The sequence below is a fragment of the Pelagibacterium mangrovi genome (assembly GCF_036662815.1).
Taxonomy (GTDB): Bacteria; Pseudomonadota; Alphaproteobacteria; order Rhizobiales; family Devosiaceae; genus Pelagibacterium; species Pelagibacterium mangrovi.
Genome location: NZ_JBAFXA010000010.1, coordinates 162,983 through 181,038 on the forward strand (window position 1 = coordinate 162,983; position 18,056 = coordinate 181,038).

An 18,056-nucleotide genomic window follows, 5' to 3' on the forward strand; every position below is an offset into this window, starting at 1 on the left:
TTTCACCGAGAATTGACCCGCTTCATTGATATGATTTGGGTTCGGTCACGTGGTCAAGTTCGGTGTTTTCTCCTTTTTGGTTTTGTCGGTTTTCGCCGAGCTGTTTTTGAACCGGAAGCTGTCATTGCCGGTTTCGAGGATGTGGCAATGATGGGTGAGCCTGTCGAGCAATGCCGTTGTCATTTTGGGATCCCCGAACACGCTGGCCCATTCGGCAAAGCTCAGATTGGTGGTGATGATGACGCTGGTGCGCTCGTAAAGCCTTGAGAGCAGATGGAAGAGCAAGGCGCCTCCAGACGCGCTGAACGGCAGGTATCCGAGCTCATCGAGAATGACCAGGTCGGAATGAATGAGCCTGTTGGCGATCTGACCGGCCTTGCCCTGGGCTTTTTCCTGTTCGAGCGCATTGACCAGCTCAACGGTTGAGAAGAAGCGCACCCGTTTGCGATGATGCTCGATGGCTTGAATGCCCAGGGCCGTTGCGATGTGGGTCTTGCCTGTTCCCGGACCACCCAGGAGGACGACGTTGTCGGCTTTCTCGATGAAGGCGCCGATATGGAGCTGACGCACCAGAGTTTCATTGACCTCGCTGCTGGTAAACTCAAAGCCCGAGAGATCCTTATAGGTGGGAAAGCGGGCGACCTTGAGCTGATAGGCAATCGACTTCGTCTCGCGTTCGGCCATCTCAGCCTTGAGCAATTGCGAGAGGATGGGCACAGCCGCCTCAAAGGCTGGAGAACCCTGCTCGGTGAATTCACTGACCGCCTGAGCCATGCCTGCCATTTTGAGGCTCTTGAGCATGATGACCAGAGCTGCACTTGCCGGATCATGACGCATGGCGCACCTCCCGATCAGTGCGAAGGGTGTCGTAGCGTTCGACATTGGCCTGCGGCTCCTTGCTCAGGGCAAGCGCCTGCGGCGCCTGGACCGGAGGAACGGTTCCCGGTTTGGCATCGATGAGCCTGTGCAGCAGATTGAGAATATGGGTCTTTGTGGGCACCCCGGCGTCGAGCGCCATCTCGACAGCTGCGAGCACTGCCTGTTCATCATGATGAAGAACGAGGGCCAGAATCTCGACCATCTCCCGATCACCACCGGGTTTGCCCAAAAGATGGGTCTGGAGGTGACGGAACGCTGCCGGCAGTTCGGCAAAGGGTGCACCATTGCGCAATGCACCGGGCTTGCGCTGGATCACGGCCAGGTAATGACGCCAATCATAAACAGTTTGCCCGGCCCCATGATGCCGCTCGATGATCCGCGTGTGCTCGCAAACAATTTGCCCTTCGGCGACAACAACGATGCGGTCTGGATAGACCCTGACGCTGACGGGTCTGTTGGCAAACGAGGCGGGTACGCTATAGCGCACGCGCTCGAGGTGAACCAGGCAGGTGGGCGAGACGCGCTTGGTGTGCTCAACAAACCCATCGAAGGCCCGCGGCACGGCCATCAGATATTGGGCTTCAACCCTCCATGCATCGGCAACCGTTCCCGGTTCGGTGCCATGAGCCATCTCTTCCCATAGGGCCACGCAGCGCTGCTCGAGCCAGAGGTTCAACTCATTGAGCGAGTTTGCACGCGGCAGGGGTTGGAAGAGCCGGTGACGAACATCCTGCACGTTCTTTTCCACCATTCCCTTTTCCCAGCCGGCTGCGGGATTGCAGAACTCGGGCTCGAACAAAAAGTGGCTAGCCATGGCCGAGAACCGGGCATTGACCTGACGCACCTTGCCGCGCTCGACCTTGTCGACCGCACTTCGCATATTGTCGTAGATCCCCCGACGCGGAACGCCGCCCAAGGCCCTGAAGGCTTGGTTATGGGCATCAAACAGCATCTCGTGGGTCTGGAGCACATAGGCTCTCACGACAAAGGCTCGGCTGTAGCAGAGCTTGGTGTGGGCCACCTGAAGCTTGATGCGCTCCCCTCCAATCTGCGCCCAGTCCTCGCTCCAGTCGAACTGGAAGGCCTCTCCGGGATCAAAGGCCAGAGGAACGAACACGCCCCTTCCGGTCGTGTTCTGTTCGTGCAGGCGCTCCTCTTTCCAACGGCGGGCAAAGGCTGCCACACGGCCGTAAGAGCCATCGAAGCCCAAAGCCACGAGATCAGCGTGGATCTGCTTGATGGTGCGCTTCTGTTTGCGCGGCTTGCGGCTCTCAGACCGCAGCCAAGCGGAAAGCTTCTCGGCGAAAAGATCGATCTTGCTCGGTCGATCGGGAACACGAAACTTCGGCTCGACAGCCTCAGCCCTGAGGTATTTGCGGATGGTATTCCGGGACAAACCCGTGCGCCGTGCAATCTCCCGGATCGATAGGCCGTCTCGGAAATGCCAGCGCCGGATAACGCTCAAAAACGCCATGTCCAACACTCCATAAACTCCCGCCCGAAACGAGCAGGATAGCGTTCAAACATGGGTCAGTTCTCAGTGAAAATACCCCCCAAAACCGGGTCACTTCTCAGTGGAAATCAACAGGCATCGGGTGTGTTCGAGCGTGGCGGGCGCAAAAAGCCTGAGATTGACGATGAACAGGTCAAGGATCTGCACGCCAAGATCGGAGAGCTGGCTGTCGCCAACGATTTTTTGTCCAAAAAGCTCAAGCCCTGGGGCGGGAAGTGAGACGGGGGATGATTGAACCTGATCACCCCGTTCTCTCGATTGGCAAACAGTGCGCGCTGTTGTCGCTGTCGCGTTCCTCGTTCTACTACACGCCGAAAGGCGAGACCGAGATCAACCTTGCCCTGATGCGCAGGATCGACGAGCAATTCCTGGAGACGCCCTTCTTCGGGGTGCGACAGATGACCTGGCACCTGCGCAATGAAGGTCACCTGGTGAACGAGAAGCGCGTGCGTCGGCTGATGCGGCTCATGGGTCTGATGCCGATCTACCAGAAGCCCAATACCTCAAGACCGGCCAAAGGGCACAAGATCTGGCCCTATCTTCTGAAGGGGTTGAGGGTGGATCGTCCGAGCCAGGCTTGGGCCGCGGATATCACCTATCTGCCGATGCGCCGAGGCTTTCTCTATCTGGTGGCCATTATGGACTGGCACACCCGCAAGGTGCTGGCATGGCGCATCTCAAACACCCTGGAGGCCGACTTCTGCATCGAGGCGTTGAACGAGGCGGTCCACAAGTTCGGTCCGCCCGAGATCATGAACACCGACCAGGGCAGCCAGTTCACGTCCTTTGCCTGGACCGATCGGTTGCGGCGAATGGGAGTGCGCATCTCCATGGATGGCAAGGGCCGGTTTCTCGACAACATCTTCGTCGAGCGGCTCTGGCGCACCCTCAAATATGAATGCGTCTATCTGCACGCTTGGGAGACCGGATCACAGGCTCGCGCCGGCGTCCGCGACTGGATGGAATTCTACAATCATCGACGCCCCCATTCCGCCCTTGGCGGCAAACCGCCTGCCGTGATCTATTGGCAGCGCATTGAGCAAAACCAACTCGACCAGCAGGTGCAACGAGTAGCTTAAATTACGCCGAAATCTGTCCAGCGATTGGGGAGTAGCTCATAATGCACTCCGTGTCCGATTTTGGTTCCATTGCACGCTTCTGAGCTCCAGCCCGGAGTCGGCTTTCATTTCCGCGTTCCTCCAGCCAGTCAGCCTGCTCTTTATCGGCAAATCCGCTCATGCCCATCCTCCCAAACCAACGTCATGAGAGCTTCTCCCGGGCTCTTGCCAAGGGCAAGACGTATCCGGCCGAAACCGGCTTGCTACCGGGCTCTGCTAAGTGATTGGATAATTTGGCTCTGAATGCCTACCTTGGACGGATATGTTCCTAGGAGGGCATTATGAGCCGCGCATTCGTCAAGGAGACCGATGATCTTCCGGAGATACCCGCACCTGAGCGGGCGATAAGCAGTGCCCCAAACTACGTGACTAGACGGGGTGCTGCACTTATCGAAGCCGAGGTGGATCGCCTTATGGATTTGTTCAACGCGTCGTCGGATGCGGATGGCGAGTTGCTCCAACCCGAGCTTCGGTATTGGGAAAGCCGCCGCGCGTCGATGGAACTCATCGAGCGAGAGCCGGACGACGATACAGTGGGCTTTGGCATGGAGGTCACCATCGAGCGCAATGCAAGGCGGCAGACGATCCGCATTGTCGGAGAAGACGAGGCTGACCCGAAGGAGGGCTATATCTCATGGACCTCGCCACTTGCCAGGGCGATCGAGGACAGTGGTCCTGGTGAGAGCGTCGAATTTGAAGCAGGGGGACGCATCCACGAAATCGAGATATTGGCTGTGAGGCCGATCTAGCTCACGGCTAGTCGGACCTTTAGCCGAACTGGCTCCTGAACGTGTCCGCTATCGTCTGGATCATTCCTGGATTGCTCCAGAGCAACCACGCACAAATAACGATTGCCGCGAGCAGCACGAGGCCGAATAGCTTCCGGAACAGCAAGAACACAAGCCAAAGAACAAGAGCTGAAACGGCGATGGAGATCAGGGGATAGGTATCGCTTGGAATCGTCGGCCTCGGAAATCAAGGTTCACTTCGCGCATATTTCGCCGCCTCGGGGCGGCTTTTTCATGTCCGCAATCTAGATGGTCCGGCATTCAGTGACGCGGATCAAAACCTCTTCTTGCTCGAACTCCCGTTCGAGCTTGTTGCGATAGTCTTTCCACCATGCCTGATCCAGGTCGCTCACCATCACTTCGATGATGAGGATGCGATCCTTTTCCATGGTGGAGCCTTGCTTCCAAAGCCCATCGGCCGGCGCGCGAGTGAACGCGGTTGCGCCGCCGAACCGGTCAGCCAAGCCGCCCACGATACCTTCGATGACTTCCGCATCGATTGCGATGCCGCTCCCGGTATCGAGCGGCAAGAAGACTTCTACGATCTGCATGCTTTCACCTCCCTTAGATGCAAACAACAACCCGCAATAGCGCGTTTCAGTTCACGACGTGATCAAAAACCCAAGGAGACGGCCGATGGCACTCAAGACTATTCTTGACACTCTGGACGACGTTCCGGAGGTGCTGCACGCCGAATACAAGGAGGTGGATGGCAAGTTCGTCCTCGATCTGGAGGGCATCGACGCCTATCCAACGGTCGTAAACCTCAAAACCGCTCATGAGCGGTAGAACCAGACCAACCGCAGGGAGATAACGCCGGCGCTTCCCCTGAACCTTTTATCTCAAACGATCGTTTTGCGTCGTGGGCGCGGTGCCCGGAAAGTGATTCAATGTCCGATGCTGTTCGATCTAGTGGCGACCGTGCCGACAACTCCGATGGGCCCTTGGCCAAACTAGTCGACGAGTTGAAAGATCGTACCGAGAATGGGGAAGAAGTCTCTATAGGGCTTGTACAGGAGATTGCAGGCACCCGCGCCGCCGGTCCAATACTCCTGCTGCCGGCCCTGATAGTGATTTCGCCGCTGAGTATTATACCGGGCCTCCCCTCGGTAGTCGGGGTTAGCACAATTCTGGTAGCGGGGCAGGTGGCCTTGGGCCGCGACCGTTTATGGCTCCCACAATGGCTGACAAAGCGTTGCATTCCGGCCAAGCACGGTAAAACGCTCCTGCGCTTTCTGACACCCGTCGGGGAGACGGTGGACAAGCTCGTCAAGCCTCGCGCCGAAGCAACAGCAGGGCCGTTGTTCGGACGGATCGGCGCGCTTGTCTGCGTTCTGGTCGGCGCTATCATGCCGGTCTTGGAGCTGATCCCATTTACCTCAACCTGGGCAGCGAGCATTATTTTCGTTTATGCGCTCGCCATAACGGTCAAGGACGGCTTCCTTGCATTGGCTTGGTCGGGGATGGTCCTTGGTATGCTGTTGGCGGCCTGGGCCATCCTTTCTTGACCGTTACGGTGCGCGGACAACCCCCGGCGCATAGCCGGGGGTAGGGTGCGAAGATCAGGCGGCCTTCGGATTAACTTCCGCTTCAGCGAGCCGCGATAGTTTCTCGTCGGTGGCTTTTTCTTCGTCAAGGGTTTGTTCGAGAAGCCGTGCAGCATCGGCCATGCCCAATTGATTTGCCCACACGATGAGCGTGCCGTAACGAGCTATTTCGTAGTGCTCGACGGCCTGCGCGGCAGCAGCGAGCCCCGCATCGAGGGCGATGGCGTCCTTGTACTCATCCATAATCTCCTTACCTTCCTCGATAATGCCGAGGATGGCGTCGCAGGTCTTGCCGCGCGGACGCTTGTCGAGCATCTCGAAGACCTTTTCGAGCCGTTCCACATGCGTCTCGGTTTCTTCGCGATGCTGCTCGAAACCGGCGGCCAACTTCGCGGAATTCGCCGCCTTGGCCATCTTGGGTAAGGCTTTAAGGATTTGCCGCTCCGCATAATAGATGTCGCGGAGTGTATCTTCGAACAGGTTTTCCAGCGTCTTTTCAGCCATTTCAGTCTCCAGAGAATGCGAAGGGCGTCCCGTCGTCCTCAACGAGGCGAGCAACATACCGTTCCGGAGAGTGTTCGAGCATTGGCATTTGATGGGAACGCTCAGGCTAGGCACCCGCCAAGCCTCAAAGCCAAAAGTTTTTAATCTATGGTGGCGAGCATTTGGGAAATGCGTTTGCGTTCGGCTCGCGAACGAATCTGCTCGGTCTCCGGGCTTTCTTCGGCCAACCTCCAATGGTCATGTTGCCACTCGGCTCGAAAAGAGCGTTTGGCGCCGATCAGTAGATCCTCGGACGCATAGTCCGCGATAATCGTGATTTGGATGGTGATTGCGTCGCCGGCTGATTTCAGGCGCTCATGGTCTATCTCTTTCCGCCGCGCGACCATCGCAACGAGATCATCGAATTTGCCGAGCGAAGTGTATTGGGAGGGCGGGAGTGGCCCCTGATAGGTGCGGAGCTTGGGATCGGCGTTTTCATCGTGTTCATCAAATGCATCGAAATCGGTGATCCGACACATGATGGTCTCGGTGCTGTTGACGATCTTGACGATAACGCTTTCGATATAGATCGCGTCCGAACTCATATTGCTCACAAAGCACGAGGCTCTGAGAGAGCTTCCCGCCGCGCGGTTGATGACAATTTTGGGTAATGTTTGGCGTCGAAAGCTGCGCAGGAATATCTGTAGGTAGGCGATCCAGATTATCACCATTGCCCAGTTCGCGACGAGATTGAGCATTTCGCTGTTGGCGGCAAACCATTCGAGCATGACTGGCATTCATTACGTTGCAGGAGCTTGGCCCAACGCATCGAGGCCAACAAGGTTGCCCGGAGGGCACCTCATTCCATATTGGGCACCGGCTCCAAGCTGAACAGCACTTTGGGCTCGCCGTATTCGCCAAGGTTGGTGTCAGCTGTTGGCGACCGGTTGGATGCCTTCGACGCCAAGCCGACAAATGAAGTCATGCCCACAATTAATGGGATCAAGCGCTGGAAGGTCACCGGTGCGATAGTTCTCGCCATGGTGGGGATGGCCGTGCCAGCCTTGGGCTATCGCTTGGTGCCTTGGCCTCGCGGACTACACCTGCGAGGCGAATCGTATTGAAGCTCCGATAGACTGGAGGTTACAGGGACTGTGCAAAATCGCTTGAAGTTGACATAGTCGTCATCGTTGGCCAAGCAGGCTCGATTGGTCGATGCTGGGTATCAAGCTGAATATGGCCCCGTAACGGAGCCTTGGGGTGTCGAGCGCTTTTTTGTGCGCGATCCTTTTGGAAAGCTGGTCAACATCCTCTGTCACGTCTGACGCAAGCGGCGGGTTGCGGGCACCCTTGCAGCCTCAGCAGATGTCTGAATGGGGGGCGAATGCCCGATGTCGGCTTTCCCCAATTCCTCGCCGAGCCCGGACTGCAGCTCTCGGCCCCGATTGCGCCGTTGCGCTTGTGATGGGGATCCCCCGCGGGATGGCCGGCATGGGGTGGTTTTCTGCCCACTCGCTTTTGGGCGCTGAAGTGGGACGGCGGCCATTTAGAGCGTGTAAAATCGGCAAGTTGGCAATAATTGCCTCTGTTAGGCGCCGGGACGCGATCGAGCAGGCGATGTTAACGTCGTTAGCGCCAACTGAATCTTGTTCATTCAGCAATGACTGTCACTGGAGCGTTGATTCGTGCCTATTCGCTTTCTCAGGATGCTATTCCCCCGGCTACCTCTCGACCCGGCTGGACCGCAATACGGAGCCGTTCCCTATACAATCGTTGACGGACAGATGGTGTTTTTACTCATCACGTCGCGCGGGCGGGGAAAGTGGATATTTCCCAAGGGCGGATTGATGACGGGGAAGACTCCTTGGGAGAGCGCAGCGCATGAAGCCTATGAAGAAGCTGGGGTCGAAGGTGAAATCGAAGAGAGCCCGATCGGGTCGTATTTCCTTCCCATCACCGACGAACGTCCCCAACCAGTCGAGGTGAAGATGTTCCCGATGCTGGTCACGCGCCAGCGCGACGACTGGAAGGAAATGGGGCAACGTTACCGTCATTGGGCGGTGCTCGCCGAGGCTAAACGACTGATCACTCATGACGGGCTTGCCGATGTTGCGCTGTTGTTAGCTCAGCGCGAAACGAGTCGTTCAGAGGTTTCGCCCAAGACACGGACAGCGTTTCGAACCCAATAAGCTCAGATGCCGAACAACAGGACCATTCCCCAATAGATTACTCCGGCCAGGAGTGCGGCGACAGGAACCGTGATGATCCAAGCCGCCGCGATCGAGAACGCATGCCGGCGGCGCACGAGGTAGCGTTTTTGCCGCTTCTGGAAGTTTGCAATCGCCTCACCGGGCGTCCGGTTGAGATGGTCGGTACGCAGGAACACGCCCTCCGGGCTTACCGCCTTGTTTCGAATACCTTTGTTGGAAAATTGCTCCCGCAGGAAGCCAACCCCAAAGATCGCGCCGACGGCGATGTGAGTTGAAGATACCGGCAGGCCCAGCGCAGAGGCGACCAGCACCGTGGTTGCTGCTGATAGTGCGACGCAATAGCCCCGGATTTCGTTGAGCTTGGTAATGCTTTCACCAACCGTGCGGATAAGGCGCGGCCCAAACAGCGCCAGCCCTAAAGCAAGGCCCAGCGCACCAATGGCGAGCACCCAAAGCGGCAGCTCTACATTGTCGCTGGCGACGCCTTCCTGAACAGTGGCAACAATCGCCGCGAGCGGGCCTACGGCGTTGGCGACATCATTGGCGCCATGCGCAAAGGACAGGAGCGCCGTTGCAAAGATCAGTGGCAGACGGAACAGTGTTCCCACCTGCTTGTTGGAATTTTCCATCGTGCGGGTGCGGGATCTGACCCAGGGCTGTGCCAGAAGCCAGCCGAGCCCACCGGCGACGAGCCCGAGCAGCAGCACGATGTGGGGCTCTGGACTCCAGACGCGGGCAAGGCCCTTCATCGCCATGTACATGGCAAAGATGCCGATCATCACGCCCACAAAGGCCGGGACCCATATACGGGCCGAGAACACCTTTTCCTTCTGACTCAAGATGGTGGCGTTGACCACGACCAGCAGAACAGCGGCGAGGACGCCCCCCAGTACAGGGGAGATCACCCAACTTGCGGCTATGGTTCCGATGGTCGGCCAGACGACCGCCGAAAAGCCTGCGGCGGCGACACCCGCGCCAACGACGCCCCCAACGACGGAATGAGTGGTCGAGACCGGTGCTCCGATAATCGTGGCAAGATTGACCCACAGCGCCGAGGAAAGCAGCGCGGCCATCATCACCATGATGAAGGTGTCGCTGTCGATATGGGCGCCTGGAACGATTATGTCGCTCGAGATGGTCGCAACGACATCGCCGCCGGCCAGGAGCGCGCCGGCCGCTTCACAGATGGCGGCTATCGCCAGCGCACCGCCCATGGTCAGCGCTTTGGCCCCCACTGCGGGGCCCATATTGTTGGCAACGTCGTTCGCACCGATGTTGAGTGCCATATAAGCGGCGATCACCGTCGCGATGACGACGAGATAACTCAGCGGCCCGCTGGTGGCCGCAAAGATGGCCCAAAGCAATGCCGCCAAGAGAAAAAGCAATGCCAAGCCGGGAGCAACTATGGCGCGGGCGCTTTCGTCGGTCGCTTGCTTAAGCTGTCGGACGCGCTTGAGATCTTTGTCGATCGCTGCTTTCGCCATGCGCAGTGCTGCCCTCTTAGAAAGATAAAGTTTCTCCTGCCATAGCGAAGGGGGGAGGGCTTGACCACATCAAGTATGACAGTTTCGTCATAATTTGCAGATTGAAAGATTGCGATACCCCAGGGCGATCAAAAAGCGTTCTGAATTGCGGCGCTCGGTTTGCGAAAATGTGATGGAGGAGAGGTGTCAGACTCAATGTTTAATCTGTTCGGTTATCCAGTTCTCCGAACGTTCCAGCGGACTATCGGAGGGCGCAGCATTTCTCGGGCTGCATCGACTCGATATCGCTGTGCCTGGCGTCGGATGGCTGACCTACAACATCCATAGAGCCGTCTGAGAACGCCCCAACCCCGCAGGCTGGCCGATCAATACCCGCCTTGACGATCCCCTCGATGCATTTACTAATTCGATGAGCACAGGGGAGGAAATCTGTGACTGCATCGCTCGAACTGCCGTCCGCGCCGTTCCATTCGACAGGGCTCGCCGATATTGAGGAAGCGCCACTCGCCTGGTTGCTCGATCACATGCGTCGCGGCATCCCCGCGCCCTGGTCACCATCGTCGGCATCGAGGGTGGTGCTCCGCGGCCGGTGGGAACCCAGATGGCGGTGCTGGCCGACGGAAGGTTCGAGGGACAGATATCGGGCGGCTGTGTCGAACCGGCGATCGCCGCCGAAGTCACGGGCGTCATTGCTGGCGGTCGCGATGCCATATTGCGGTTTGGTCGCGGCGCGAAGGCCATAGACATTCAGTTTCCGTGTGGAGGGCAGGCGAGGTTCTGGTCCATGTAGCGCCCGAGCCGTCCGTTCTTGAGCAGGCGCTTGGGCTTATCGCAGAGCGGCGCTCGTTCGCCCTCGTGCAGCACCCCAATGGCCAGACGGGGATCACGCTGGAGGCCGGCGCGATGACCGGATGGCATGACGGCGCTTTTATGCGCCGCTTTGCCCCTCGAACCCGAGCGCTTCTGATCGGCCGTGGCCAGGAACTCGAGGCGACGGCGCGAACGGCCCATGCGGCCGGACTCGATCTGCATGTTGCCAGCCCTTCGTCCGAAAGCCTGGCTATCCTGGCATCCCTGCGCATTCCCACTCTCGCCCTGACGAGCCCTGAGCAGAACTGGGCGCTGCCCATCGACCGCTGGACGGCAACGGTTCTCCTTTTCCACGATCATGATTGGGAGCTTCGCGTTCTCCAGAAGGCGTTGGCCGCTGATGGCTTTTATATCGGCGCTCTGGGCAGTCCCAAGACCCATCGCCAGCGCCGCGAAAAGCTTTTGGCGGTGTATCCATCTGGTCGGGCCATTCAAACTGCTGGCACGCGCCCTGTTCCGGCGCATGGGTGGCGGGAAATTCGGCATCAACCGACAGCTAGCCTACCAAGCGCTGAAGCTATTGGGACCAGCCTAGTATGTCTGCTCTTTGGGAACGGAGAGATCGGCCCCAATGGGGGGGTCAGCGGAAGTATAGGAAAAGCCGGCCGGTTCCTCCGCCCATTTATGGACCATGTCTCAAATGGGGTGGCAAACGGACGGTCTGCTTTCCGGCAGACACCTCGGAAAGCAGACGCCTCACGGAATGCGTCACCGGCCCCAGCCGGATGGCCGGCGGGGCAAATCACTCACAGCGTCAAGGTCAATCCATGGCAGTGAGTGCTTCAAGCACCGTGTGCACGGCATTAATCCGTGCTGGCATGAACACGTTCTTGTTAGCGAGCATAACGACGCCGATAGCTTCCTCTGGAACAAAGGCCACGTACGCGCCAAAACCGTTAGTTGACCCGGTCTTGCCAAAGAGGGTGGCTCCTGACGCTCCCTCATCTGCTGCCAATGCCGCAGCTGGGTTGGGCTCCATCGCCATAGTTCTGGAATTGCCCGCCAGAAGTTCCTCCGCCGTCAGCGGATATGGCATCTGCTCCCACCCCAGGCCCTGGGTCATAGGGCCAACCTTGAAGTAGCCTACGTGCGTGGCTTCGATGGCATGCTGCAAATCCGGATCAAGCACTTCGGGATGGATGTTTGCATCCACAAAGGCGATCATATCCTCGGCGCTGGACTTCACCCCATAAGCCTCGTCGTCAAAAGGGCCGGGATTGACCCGGATGGGTTGATTGTTGGCGTCATAGCCCCAGGCGTACGAGGCAATGTGGCTTTCCGGCACCCGAACGAACGTGTGATCTAGGTCCAAACCCGCCAAGATCTTTTCTTCCAGCAGTTTGGAAAATTCGTCGTCCAACGCGCGTGCTGCCAGATCTCGCGATCGACAGCAAGCTCCGCGGATGCGATCTGGTCAAGATCAAGACCGGTGACTTGGTCGCGGGGCCGGAAATTCGAACCCGGTCAACGGTGGTTCAGCAGAAGACCGGGCGTCCTGTCCAATTCGAACTCACCAGCGATGTAAGAGCCAGCCTTCTCAACTGGCTTGAGAGGCGAGCGGGCAGTGTCGGTGATTATGCGTTTCCAAGCCGCGTCGATCACGATCACCATATGAGCACGCGACAGTATGCCCGTCTGGTCGATGAGTGGGTCACAGCCATCGGTCTTCGATCATCAGACTACGGAACGCATTCTCTTCGAAGAACGAAAGCGGCCATGATCTACAAGGCGACCGGTAACCTGCGCGCCATCCAGATTCTGTTGGGACATACCAAGATCGAGAACACGGTGCGGTATCTCGGTGTAGACATCGAGGATGCGCTGCTACTGGCTGAACGGACCGAAATCTGAACAAGGAGCGGTCATTCGCTCACAATGGATGACCGCTTCGCAAGGATGGCCACTAGCTCACAGGGGCTGCAACGGGGGTGGGAACCTGCCGTTCCCGCGACCAGCCCCTGAATGCAGCTATGTGGACAAAGCGCTAATTCGCTGCAGTTACTCGAACGACCGCTTCACGGTGAATCTAAATTCGTTCGGCAAAGCGCCTGATGCGTTGCACCAGGCGCCTCTTGTTCCTGTCACATCGCGTTACTTGATGGCGAGGATGTCGAAGTAGCCATATGCGCCGAATGAATCCGCGAGGCAGCGACCTGAGCATCCTCACGGACGAGAACATTCACCGGATCATTCGCCGCTCCTCGACCTTCGGGCCGAAATGGACAGCGGATGTGACCGCGACCGACGACAAGCCCGACGAGCGCGGACTGTTCTTCATATTCATCAGCGCGCGCGCTTACGACACGATCGAGTTTCTCCAGCACGAATGGATCAACCGGGGCAACTTCATCGACCTTGGCGTCGAGCGTGATCCGATCGTGGGACTGCATGACGAGCCTGGCAGGTTCACCATACCCGCCAGCCCGGTCCGCCGCCGCGTCGACGGCGTGACGACATTCAACCGGCTGCGCGGCGGTGAGTATATGTTTATGCCGTCCATCTCGGCCTTGCGCTGGATCGGCAGCAAGGGCTGGGCGGAATAGTCCCCGGCCTATATTTCGGCGACAGCCTCACGCGCCGACCTGCGTCTTCTCCGAGCGGAGCGGAAGTGCAGGCCGGCGAGAGCGACCGCGTAGCCGGCAGTGAGGAGCCAGAGCGTCGTGACCAGAGTCATGACATCGTGCCAGGACGCGCCCATCTGATTGACGCGGACCATGCCGGGAATAGCCGAGGTGCTGGGCGCGGCCAGCGCAACCCGTTGCATCCATTGGGGCAGCATCTCGACAGGCCAGGCGACGCCGGACAGAAAGAACAGGGGCATCCCGATCGCCATCATCGCCAATACCGCCCATTCGCGGACCGGCAGGATGCTCGCAATGAGGAGGCCCAGGCAGATCGTTGAGAGAATGAAGGGGATGCCGACGACAAGGAGATCGAGCAGACTGCCGATGCGCGGCACGCCAAGAATGACCGGTAACAAGACCAGATAGGCCAGCATCCAAACGGCATAAAGCAGGCTGTAGGCGGTGACCCGGGCGGTGAGAACGGTGAAAGGCCGTGACGTGTAGCGGACGTTTGCCGTGCCGGCATTTAGAAGAGCGACCCCCATGAGAAGCGTCTGTTGCAGAATCAGGACAACCGAGGCGGGTACGACATAGCTGGCATATCCGCCCTCGGGATTGAAAAGCGGGACCGCCGTTACCGTCATGGGCTGGATGCTAGCCGCCGCCCGGGTGCCCATGCCCTGCTGCACCATGCGACCGGCGGCGATTTCCGCGCCTATCTCGCGTGCGGCCGAGGTGATGGCGGTCATGGTCGAGTTGTAGAGCAGGAAGTAGCTGGCATCGCCATAGGCGGCGATGGGCGCGCTGCGTCCGGCCAGGAGGTCACGCTCGAAGAGCTTCGGAACGACGACAATTGCGAAAGCCTGCCGCTCCTGAAGCGAGCGTCGCGCGGCCACCATATCGGGAACAGAACCGACGATCTGAACTGTATCGTAGGCTCCGATACGGCGCAAAAACTCCCGGGAGGTAGCGGAATTGTCCTGATCGATCGCGACGACCGGCACTTCGCGTACCACCTCGCCCAGATAGGGCTGGGGATACAGCAAGCCATAAATGATGATCGCAAGCACCATGACCGAAAAGGCGGCCCGGTCCTTGAATATCGCCGCAAAGGCGCACCGGAACTCTCTGAGCCAAACGCTCACGACGCGACCTCCTTCGCCTCTCGTAAGGTCGCCCGGGGGCGCCGGACGATAAGCAGCATGCCCGCGAGAACCGCATAGGCCAGTGTCCACCATCCCAGAACTTCCAGAGATGCAAGCGAGATATCAACCGGCACGCCGCGCAGCATCTGATCGATGCGAAGATCCATGTACCAGGTGAGCGGCAGAAGAGTGCTCCAGAACGTCGCGAAGCCGTGCATGGCGAGACGCGGGAAGCTGACACCGATGAACCCGAAGGCCGGCGCGGTGAAGATGCCGGCCGCGCCGAGCGCCAGCGAAACCGAGGACGCGGCAAGACCGAAAATAACGCCGATCATCTGGTAGGCGATGATGAACAGTAGGCTACCGGCCAGATAGATCGGCATGCTGCCACTGAAGGGCATGCCGTTAACAAAGAGCAGCAATGCGTCGCCAGCGGCAAGAACGGTTGCGAAGATGACGGTGTAGGGCAACAGCTTGCCGAGCATCGCGGGAAGCATGCCGCCACCGAGTTGCGCGAAGTCTTTCAGCCCGCCTGGCCGCATCCGTTCGAGCGCGATCGCATAGGCGGTCGCCGCACAGATGAAAATTTGCAGCGCAGCGGGCATCAGAGCGGCAAGCAGGAAATGCACGTAGTCGAGCGTGGGATTAAAGAGCGGGCTCTGCTGCACCGGAATGGGATTGACCGCCTCTATGGCGTGATGGCTGGCTTCGCCTTGCGCGATGCGCATCGAGACCGCGATGCCGGCGTTCACATTGCCGAGCGCCGTCTGCACGCTGCGTGCCACGGCGCTACCGGGGGTCATGAACTGGTTGTTGTAGAACAGCACCACCTCTGGGCGCCGGCCGGCCCGGACATCGCGCTCGAATTCTGCGGGCACCAGCACGACTCCATAGGCCTGCCCGCTCAGAACGAGATGGCGCGCCTCGGAAAGATGGAGAGGGCGATGGGCGATGGCGACCTCGGGCGCCGCATCCACGGCCTGCACGATCTGGCGTGAAAGGGTGCTGCGATCGAGGTCGAGCACCGCCACTGGCAGGTCGGTCACCACGCCCGCGCGGAAAATCGAGGCGAGCGTGACAAAGATCAAGAGCGGAAACAACAGGACGAAAAAGGACAGTGCGGGACGGCGGGCGATGCGGCGCACCTCACGTCGCGCGACTATCATGAACCCGGGCTGCACCTCCATCCTAACGGCTGACATGACCGGCCTGCCAGTCGATGATGGCGCTCATGCCAGGGCGCAGGCCTTCGATGGGTTCGGCAGGCCGGGCACGGATCTGGAAGGTGCGTAGGTCGAAATCCCCCGTTGCCCGCGTTGCCCGCCAGTTTGCGTATGCGCCCAATGCACTGATCGAAGTGATCCGGACCTCGACGTCATTCCGACCGGCTGCGGGAACGTCGACCAGCAGCACGTCACCAACCTGCAACCCGTCTAGGAAATCTTCACGCAGATTGAACGCGAACCAGATATCGTCCAGATCAACGATGGACAGAAGTGGCGCCCCTGCGGCCGCAAGCGCGCCGACCTCGGCGACCCGGCTCACGATTTCTCCGGCTATCGGGGCACTCACCGTCAATTCCGCCACATCCGTACGAATCTGGTCGAGAGAGGCTTCAGCCTGTTGAACTTGCGCATCGGCAACCGCACGTTCCTCAGGGCTTGCTCCCTCGATCGCCAGCCTGAGGTTGGCCTCGGCGACGGCGACCGCTGCTTGCGCGGCCGAAAGGGAGTTATCGGCGCTGTCCAGTTGTTGCTGTGAGGCCGCCGCACGCTCGGTCAAAACCGATACGCGGTCATAGCTTTGCTGCGCAAGCAAGAGGTCTGCCTCAGCCTTTTCGAGTTCTGCCCGGCGCGCGGCGATTGCCTCGGGCCGTGTGCTGTTGATGCGATCTCGATCAGCGTGCGCAACCCCGGCGGCGGCTTCAGCGGAGACGAGGCCGGCCATGAGTTGCGGGCTTTGGAGTTCGACCAGAAGCGCGCCCGCGTCAACGCGTTCACCTTCGCTGACGTGAACCACCGCGATCTGGCCCGCGATTTTCGGCGCGATGTCCACACGCGTGGCTTCCACCTCACCCTGAACGAGAACGGGGGAGGGCGTCAGCGACACCCAGATGGATATGGCTGCAACACCGGCAAGGGCGGCGACGACGACAATAGGAGCGATTTTCGATTTCATGACGGCGGTATCCCTGATCTGCCATGATGTATATCAATTGATATGTGTATTTCAAGTGATATATAAAGCCGACGATCTGTGAGCAGGAACAGCGCAATGAGACATGCCGACCGAAGACGCATGACGCGAGAGGCGCTGATCGCGTCGGCGAATGCGGAAATTTTTGAGAACGGTATTTCCGGAGCCTCCATCCGTCGCATCACGGAACGGGCGGGCTACACGCAGGGCGCGTTCTATTCCAATTTCGCCACGCGTGCCGTCCTTCTCGAAGCCGTAATGGAAAGGCAGATGCGCCAGCGCCTTGACCGGATGGAGTCCATTCTGCTCGGAGAGGGACCGTTGGAGGCCATCATAAAGAGGCTGGGCGTCTGGCTGCAAACCATGCAGAACGATAATGCCGCGACTCTCGTGATGCTCGAATTCCAGGTTCACGCTCTCCGGGATATCGAGTTCGGCAAGATCTACGACCGGTTTCGTGCCCTTCAGCACGATCTTATCGTACGGGCGATCGAGAGATTTCGCGAAGAATACGGACTGGAAACACGAGTGTCCTCGGTGCTGATGTCGCTAGGGTTCTCCGCCCTATGGTCCGGCTTCGCTCTTCAGGGGCGAACTCCAAAGGATGTTCAGGCTGAAGAGTTGATCAGCGCATTTATGCGCGCTTTGATCTGAATGAGCTGGCACTGCTTCAGAACCCGGTATTGGCTGCCCCCTGCGCTATCAGGCGTTCAGGCACCCTAGAACAACGACACAATTATCGACCAAACCGATGAACCAGCAAGGCATTGGCGCGGCGTTGCCAAGATACCGGCGATGTCCTCCTGGTCACGCTAAAGGCGGTCCATCACCTCGGTGAGGATCAGGTCGAAGCGCCCGATCAGGTGCTGGTTCGCCATGCGCGCCGAGGCCGAGGAAGTAGAAAACTACGGCTACGCTATAGCCTCTGATCGCGGCTTTTGCGCAGACGCTCGTGAAGCTTGTTTCTGACGCGCTCCGCCGACGTTACAGCGGCGCAGATCGATGTCCTCCAGCAACGGGGCCGTGTGGCTAGTTGCCGGATGAGGCTGATTGGAATGCTGGATTCACCCTATGTGCGGCGCGTCGCAATCTCGATGAAAATTCAGAACATCGAATTCGAACATGAGCCCCTGTCGGTGTTTTCGACTTTCGATGCGTTTGCTGCCGTCAATCCGGTCGTGAAGGCGCCATCCTTCGTCACGGATGGGGGTCGCTTATGGCGCGGGTCTGCGTGTTTCAGAGGTCGCGCATCTCAAGAT

General features: G+C 59.0%; 22 protein-coding genes and 2 pseudogenes. 12 read left to right on the forward strand and 12 right to left on the reverse strand.

Translation table 11 applies throughout. The features are described from left to right. Positions 1 to 45: 45 nt before the first annotated feature. Both istB and istA read right to left on the reverse strand, forming a co-directional pair. Positions 46 to 837 carry an IS21-like element helper ATPase IstB gene (gene istB, locus V4T21_RS17445; protein WP_332719247.1) on the reverse strand — a complete coding sequence of 264 codons (792 nt, stop codon included), beginning with the start codon at positions 835 to 837 and terminating at the stop codon, positions 46 to 48. Continuing rightward, the gene (gene istA, locus V4T21_RS17450) at positions 827 to 2,353 is read right to left on the reverse strand and encodes an IS21 family transposase (RefSeq protein ID WP_332719249.1); all 1,527 of its coding nucleotides are present in this window, start codon (positions 2,351 to 2,353) and stop codon (positions 827 to 829) included. The genes istB and istA overlap by 11 nt, the downstream gene beginning before the upstream one ends. Positions 2,354 to 2,509: 156 nt before the next feature. Here istA and V4T21_RS17455 point away from each other — a divergent pair. Beyond that, a pseudogene (locus V4T21_RS17455) lies at positions 2,510 to 3,471 on the forward strand (IS3 family transposase); the annotation flags it as partial. A 1-nt stretch (position 3,472) separates the two neighbouring features. Here the strand turns inward: V4T21_RS17455 and V4T21_RS17460 are convergent. After that, positions 3,473 to 3,631 (reverse strand): hypothetical protein, encoded by a 159-nt coding sequence (locus V4T21_RS17460; RefSeq protein ID WP_332719251.1) that lies wholly within the window; start codon positions 3,629 to 3,631, stop codon positions 3,473 to 3,475. A gap of 160 nt (positions 3,632 to 3,791) precedes the next feature. Between V4T21_RS17460 and V4T21_RS17465 the strand changes: the two genes are divergently transcribed. Continuing rightward, a complete protein-coding gene (locus tag V4T21_RS17465; protein WP_332719253.1) occupies positions 3,792 to 4,259 on the forward strand; it encodes a GreA/GreB family elongation factor in 468 nt (155 codons plus the stop codon). Between the two features lie 284 nt (positions 4,260 to 4,543). Here V4T21_RS17465 and V4T21_RS17470 read toward each other — a convergent pair whose 3' ends face one another. Next, a complete protein-coding gene (locus V4T21_RS17470) occupies positions 4,544 to 4,849 on the reverse strand; it encodes a hypothetical protein (RefSeq protein WP_332719255.1) in 306 nt (101 codons plus the stop codon). Between the two features lie 85 nt (positions 4,850 to 4,934). On the opposite strand from V4T21_RS17470, the gene V4T21_RS17475 reads away from it, so the two are divergent. Continuing rightward, positions 4,935 to 5,087 (forward strand): hypothetical protein, encoded by a 153-nt coding sequence (locus tag V4T21_RS17475; RefSeq protein ID WP_332719257.1) that lies wholly within the window; start codon positions 4,935 to 4,937, stop codon positions 5,085 to 5,087. A 101-nt stretch (positions 5,088 to 5,188) separates the two neighbouring features. Next, on the forward strand, positions 5,189 to 5,806 hold the full coding sequence (locus V4T21_RS17480) for an exopolysaccharide biosynthesis protein (protein WP_332719259.1): 618 nt from the start codon (positions 5,189 to 5,191) through the stop codon (positions 5,804 to 5,806). 54 nt (positions 5,807 to 5,860) lie between these two features. Here the strand turns inward: V4T21_RS17480 and V4T21_RS17485 are convergent, their stop codons facing one another. Continuing rightward, a complete protein-coding gene (locus V4T21_RS17485; RefSeq protein ID WP_332719261.1) occupies positions 5,861 to 6,349 on the reverse strand; it encodes a YciE/YciF ferroxidase family protein in 489 nt (162 codons plus the stop codon). A gap of 140 nt (positions 6,350 to 6,489) precedes the next feature. Further along, positions 6,490 to 7,116, reverse strand: a complete 627-nt coding sequence (locus V4T21_RS17490; RefSeq protein WP_332719263.1) for a hypothetical protein — start codon at positions 7,114 to 7,116, stop codon at positions 6,490 to 6,492. Between the two features lie 417 nt (positions 7,117 to 7,533). On the opposite strand from V4T21_RS17490, the pseudogene V4T21_RS17495 reads away from it, so the two are divergent. Then, positions 7,534 to 7,653: pseudogene (locus tag V4T21_RS17495) on the forward strand (glyoxalase); the annotation flags it as partial. A gap of 459 nt (positions 7,654 to 8,112) precedes the next feature. Continuing rightward, complete coding sequence (locus tag V4T21_RS17500; protein WP_332719265.1) at positions 8,113 to 8,517, forward strand: NUDIX hydrolase; 405 nt, start codon at positions 8,113 to 8,115, stop codon at positions 8,515 to 8,517. A 2-nt stretch (positions 8,518 to 8,519) separates the two neighbouring features. Here the strand turns inward: V4T21_RS17500 and V4T21_RS17505 are convergent, their stop codons facing one another. Continuing rightward, positions 8,520 to 10,022: an inorganic phosphate transporter gene (locus V4T21_RS17505; protein WP_332719267.1), complete on the reverse strand. Its 1,503-nt coding sequence runs from the start codon at positions 10,020 to 10,022 to the stop codon at positions 8,520 to 8,522. 508 nt (positions 10,023 to 10,530) lie between these two features. On the opposite strand from V4T21_RS17505, the gene V4T21_RS19220 reads away from it, so the two are divergent. Then, positions 10,531 to 10,812: an XdhC family protein gene (locus V4T21_RS19220; protein ID WP_440589671.1), complete on the forward strand. Its 282-nt coding sequence runs from the start codon at positions 10,531 to 10,533 to the stop codon at positions 10,810 to 10,812. Here V4T21_RS19220 and V4T21_RS17510 read toward each other — a convergent pair. Beyond that, entirely contained in the window at positions 10,770 to 11,054 is a 285-nt protein-coding gene (locus V4T21_RS17510; RefSeq protein WP_332719269.1) for a hypothetical protein, read from the reverse strand. The genes V4T21_RS19220 and V4T21_RS17510 overlap by 43 nt on opposite strands. On the opposite strand from V4T21_RS17510, the gene V4T21_RS19225 reads away from it, so the two are divergent. Continuing rightward, a complete protein-coding gene (locus V4T21_RS19225) occupies positions 10,953 to 11,669 on the forward strand; it encodes an XdhC family protein (RefSeq protein ID WP_440589672.1) in 717 nt (238 codons plus the stop codon). The genes V4T21_RS17510 and V4T21_RS19225 overlap by 102 nt on opposite strands. Here V4T21_RS19225 and V4T21_RS17515 read toward each other — a convergent pair. Further along, positions 11,653 to 12,252, reverse strand: a complete 600-nt coding sequence (locus V4T21_RS17515) for a serine hydrolase (protein WP_332719271.1) — start codon at positions 12,250 to 12,252, stop codon at positions 11,653 to 11,655. The two genes, V4T21_RS19225 and V4T21_RS17515, sit on opposite strands and share 17 nt — an antisense overlap. Between V4T21_RS17515 and V4T21_RS17520 the strand changes: the two genes are divergently transcribed. Beyond that, positions 12,240 to 12,743 (forward strand): tyrosine-type recombinase/integrase, encoded by a 504-nt coding sequence (locus V4T21_RS17520; RefSeq protein ID WP_332719292.1) that lies wholly within the window; start codon positions 12,240 to 12,242, stop codon positions 12,741 to 12,743. The two genes, V4T21_RS17515 and V4T21_RS17520, sit on opposite strands and share 13 nt — an antisense overlap. A 272-nt stretch (positions 12,744 to 13,015) precedes the next feature. Continuing rightward, complete coding sequence (locus V4T21_RS17525) at positions 13,016 to 13,435, forward strand: hypothetical protein (RefSeq protein WP_332719273.1); 420 nt, start codon at positions 13,016 to 13,018, stop codon at positions 13,433 to 13,435. Between the two features lie 8 nt (positions 13,436 to 13,443). On the opposite strand, the gene V4T21_RS17530 is transcribed toward V4T21_RS17525, so the two are convergent. From V4T21_RS17530 to V4T21_RS17540, 3 genes are read right to left on the reverse strand one after another with little or no spacing between them, the layout of a single operon-like run. Beyond that, positions 13,444 to 14,601, reverse strand: a complete 1,158-nt coding sequence (locus V4T21_RS17530; protein ID WP_332719275.1) for an ABC transporter permease — start codon at positions 14,599 to 14,601, stop codon at positions 13,444 to 13,446. Further along, complete coding sequence (locus tag V4T21_RS17535; RefSeq protein ID WP_332719277.1) at positions 14,598 to 15,803, reverse strand: ABC transporter permease; 1,206 nt, start codon at positions 15,801 to 15,803, stop codon at positions 14,598 to 14,600. Before V4T21_RS17535 ends, V4T21_RS17530 begins: the two co-directional genes overlap by 4 nt. Further along, positions 15,790 to 16,779 carry an HlyD family secretion protein gene (locus tag V4T21_RS17540; protein WP_332719279.1) on the reverse strand — a complete coding sequence of 330 codons (990 nt, stop codon included), beginning with the start codon at positions 16,777 to 16,779 and terminating at the stop codon, positions 15,790 to 15,792. The genes V4T21_RS17535 and V4T21_RS17540 overlap by 14 nt, the downstream gene beginning before the upstream one ends. 96 nt (positions 16,780 to 16,875) lie before the next feature. Here V4T21_RS17540 and V4T21_RS17545 point away from each other — a divergent pair, with 96 nt between their 5' ends. Next, positions 16,876 to 17,451, forward strand: a complete 576-nt coding sequence (locus tag V4T21_RS17545) for a TetR/AcrR family transcriptional regulator (RefSeq protein ID WP_332719280.1) — start codon at positions 16,876 to 16,878, stop codon at positions 17,449 to 17,451. Positions 17,452 to 17,852: 401 nt separating this feature from the next. Next, a partial coding sequence (locus tag V4T21_RS17550) for a glutathione S-transferase N-terminal domain-containing protein (protein WP_332719282.1) occupies positions 17,853 to 18,056 on the forward strand: 204 nt, incomplete at its 3' end.

Coding starts and splice junctions, on each gene's coding strand:
- V4T21_RS17510 (WP_332719269.1), bottom strand. CDS start 11,054: ATGCAGATCGAGTCCGGCCGCATGGGCCGTTCGCGCCGTCGCCTCGAG.
- V4T21_RS17490 (WP_332719263.1), bottom strand. CDS start 7,116: ATGCTCGAATGGTTTGCCGCCAACAGCGAAATGCTCAATCTCGTCGCG.
- V4T21_RS17485 (WP_332719261.1), bottom strand. CDS start 6,349: ATGGCTGAAAAGACGCTGGAAAACCTGTTCGAAGATACACTCCGCGAC.
- V4T21_RS17535 (WP_332719277.1), bottom strand. CDS start 15,803: ATGTCAGCCGTTAGGATGGAGGTGCAGCCCGGGTTCATGATAGTCGCG.
- V4T21_RS17470 (WP_332719255.1), bottom strand. CDS start 4,849: ATGCAGATCGTAGAAGTCTTCTTGCCGCTCGATACCGGGAGCGGCATC.
- V4T21_RS17505 (WP_332719267.1), bottom strand. CDS start 10,022: ATGGCGAAAGCAGCGATCGACAAAGATCTCAAGCGCGTCCGACAGCTT.
- V4T21_RS17475 (WP_332719257.1), top strand. CDS start 4,935: ATGGCACTCAAGACTATTCTTGACACTCTGGACGACGTTCCGGAGGTG.
- istB (WP_332719247.1), bottom strand. CDS start 837: ATGCGTCATGATCCGGCAAGTGCAGCTCTGGTCATCATGCTCAAGAGC.
- V4T21_RS17525 (WP_332719273.1), top strand. CDS start 13,016: ATGCGCCGAATGAATCCGCGAGGCAGCGACCTGAGCATCCTCACGGAC.
- V4T21_RS17460 (WP_332719251.1), bottom strand. CDS start 3,631: ATGAGCGGATTTGCCGATAAAGAGCAGGCTGACTGGCTGGAGGAACGC.
- V4T21_RS17465 (WP_332719253.1), top strand. CDS start 3,792: ATGAGCCGCGCATTCGTCAAGGAGACCGATGATCTTCCGGAGATACCC.
- V4T21_RS17480 (WP_332719259.1), top strand. CDS start 5,189: ATGTCCGATGCTGTTCGATCTAGTGGCGACCGTGCCGACAACTCCGAT.
- V4T21_RS17540 (WP_332719279.1), bottom strand. CDS start 16,779: ATGAAATCGAAAATCGCTCCTATTGTCGTCGTCGCCGCCCTTGCCGGT.
- V4T21_RS17545 (WP_332719280.1), top strand. CDS start 16,876: ATGAGACATGCCGACCGAAGACGCATGACGCGAGAGGCGCTGATCGCG.
- istA (WP_332719249.1), bottom strand. CDS start 2,353: ATGGCGTTTTTGAGCGTTATCCGGCGCTGGCATTTCCGAGACGGCCTA.
- V4T21_RS19225 (WP_440589672.1), top strand. CDS start 10,953: ATGCGCCGCTTTGCCCCTCGAACCCGAGCGCTTCTGATCGGCCGTGGC.
- V4T21_RS17500 (WP_332719265.1), top strand. CDS start 8,113: ATGGTGTTTTTACTCATCACGTCGCGCGGGCGGGGAAAGTGGATATTT.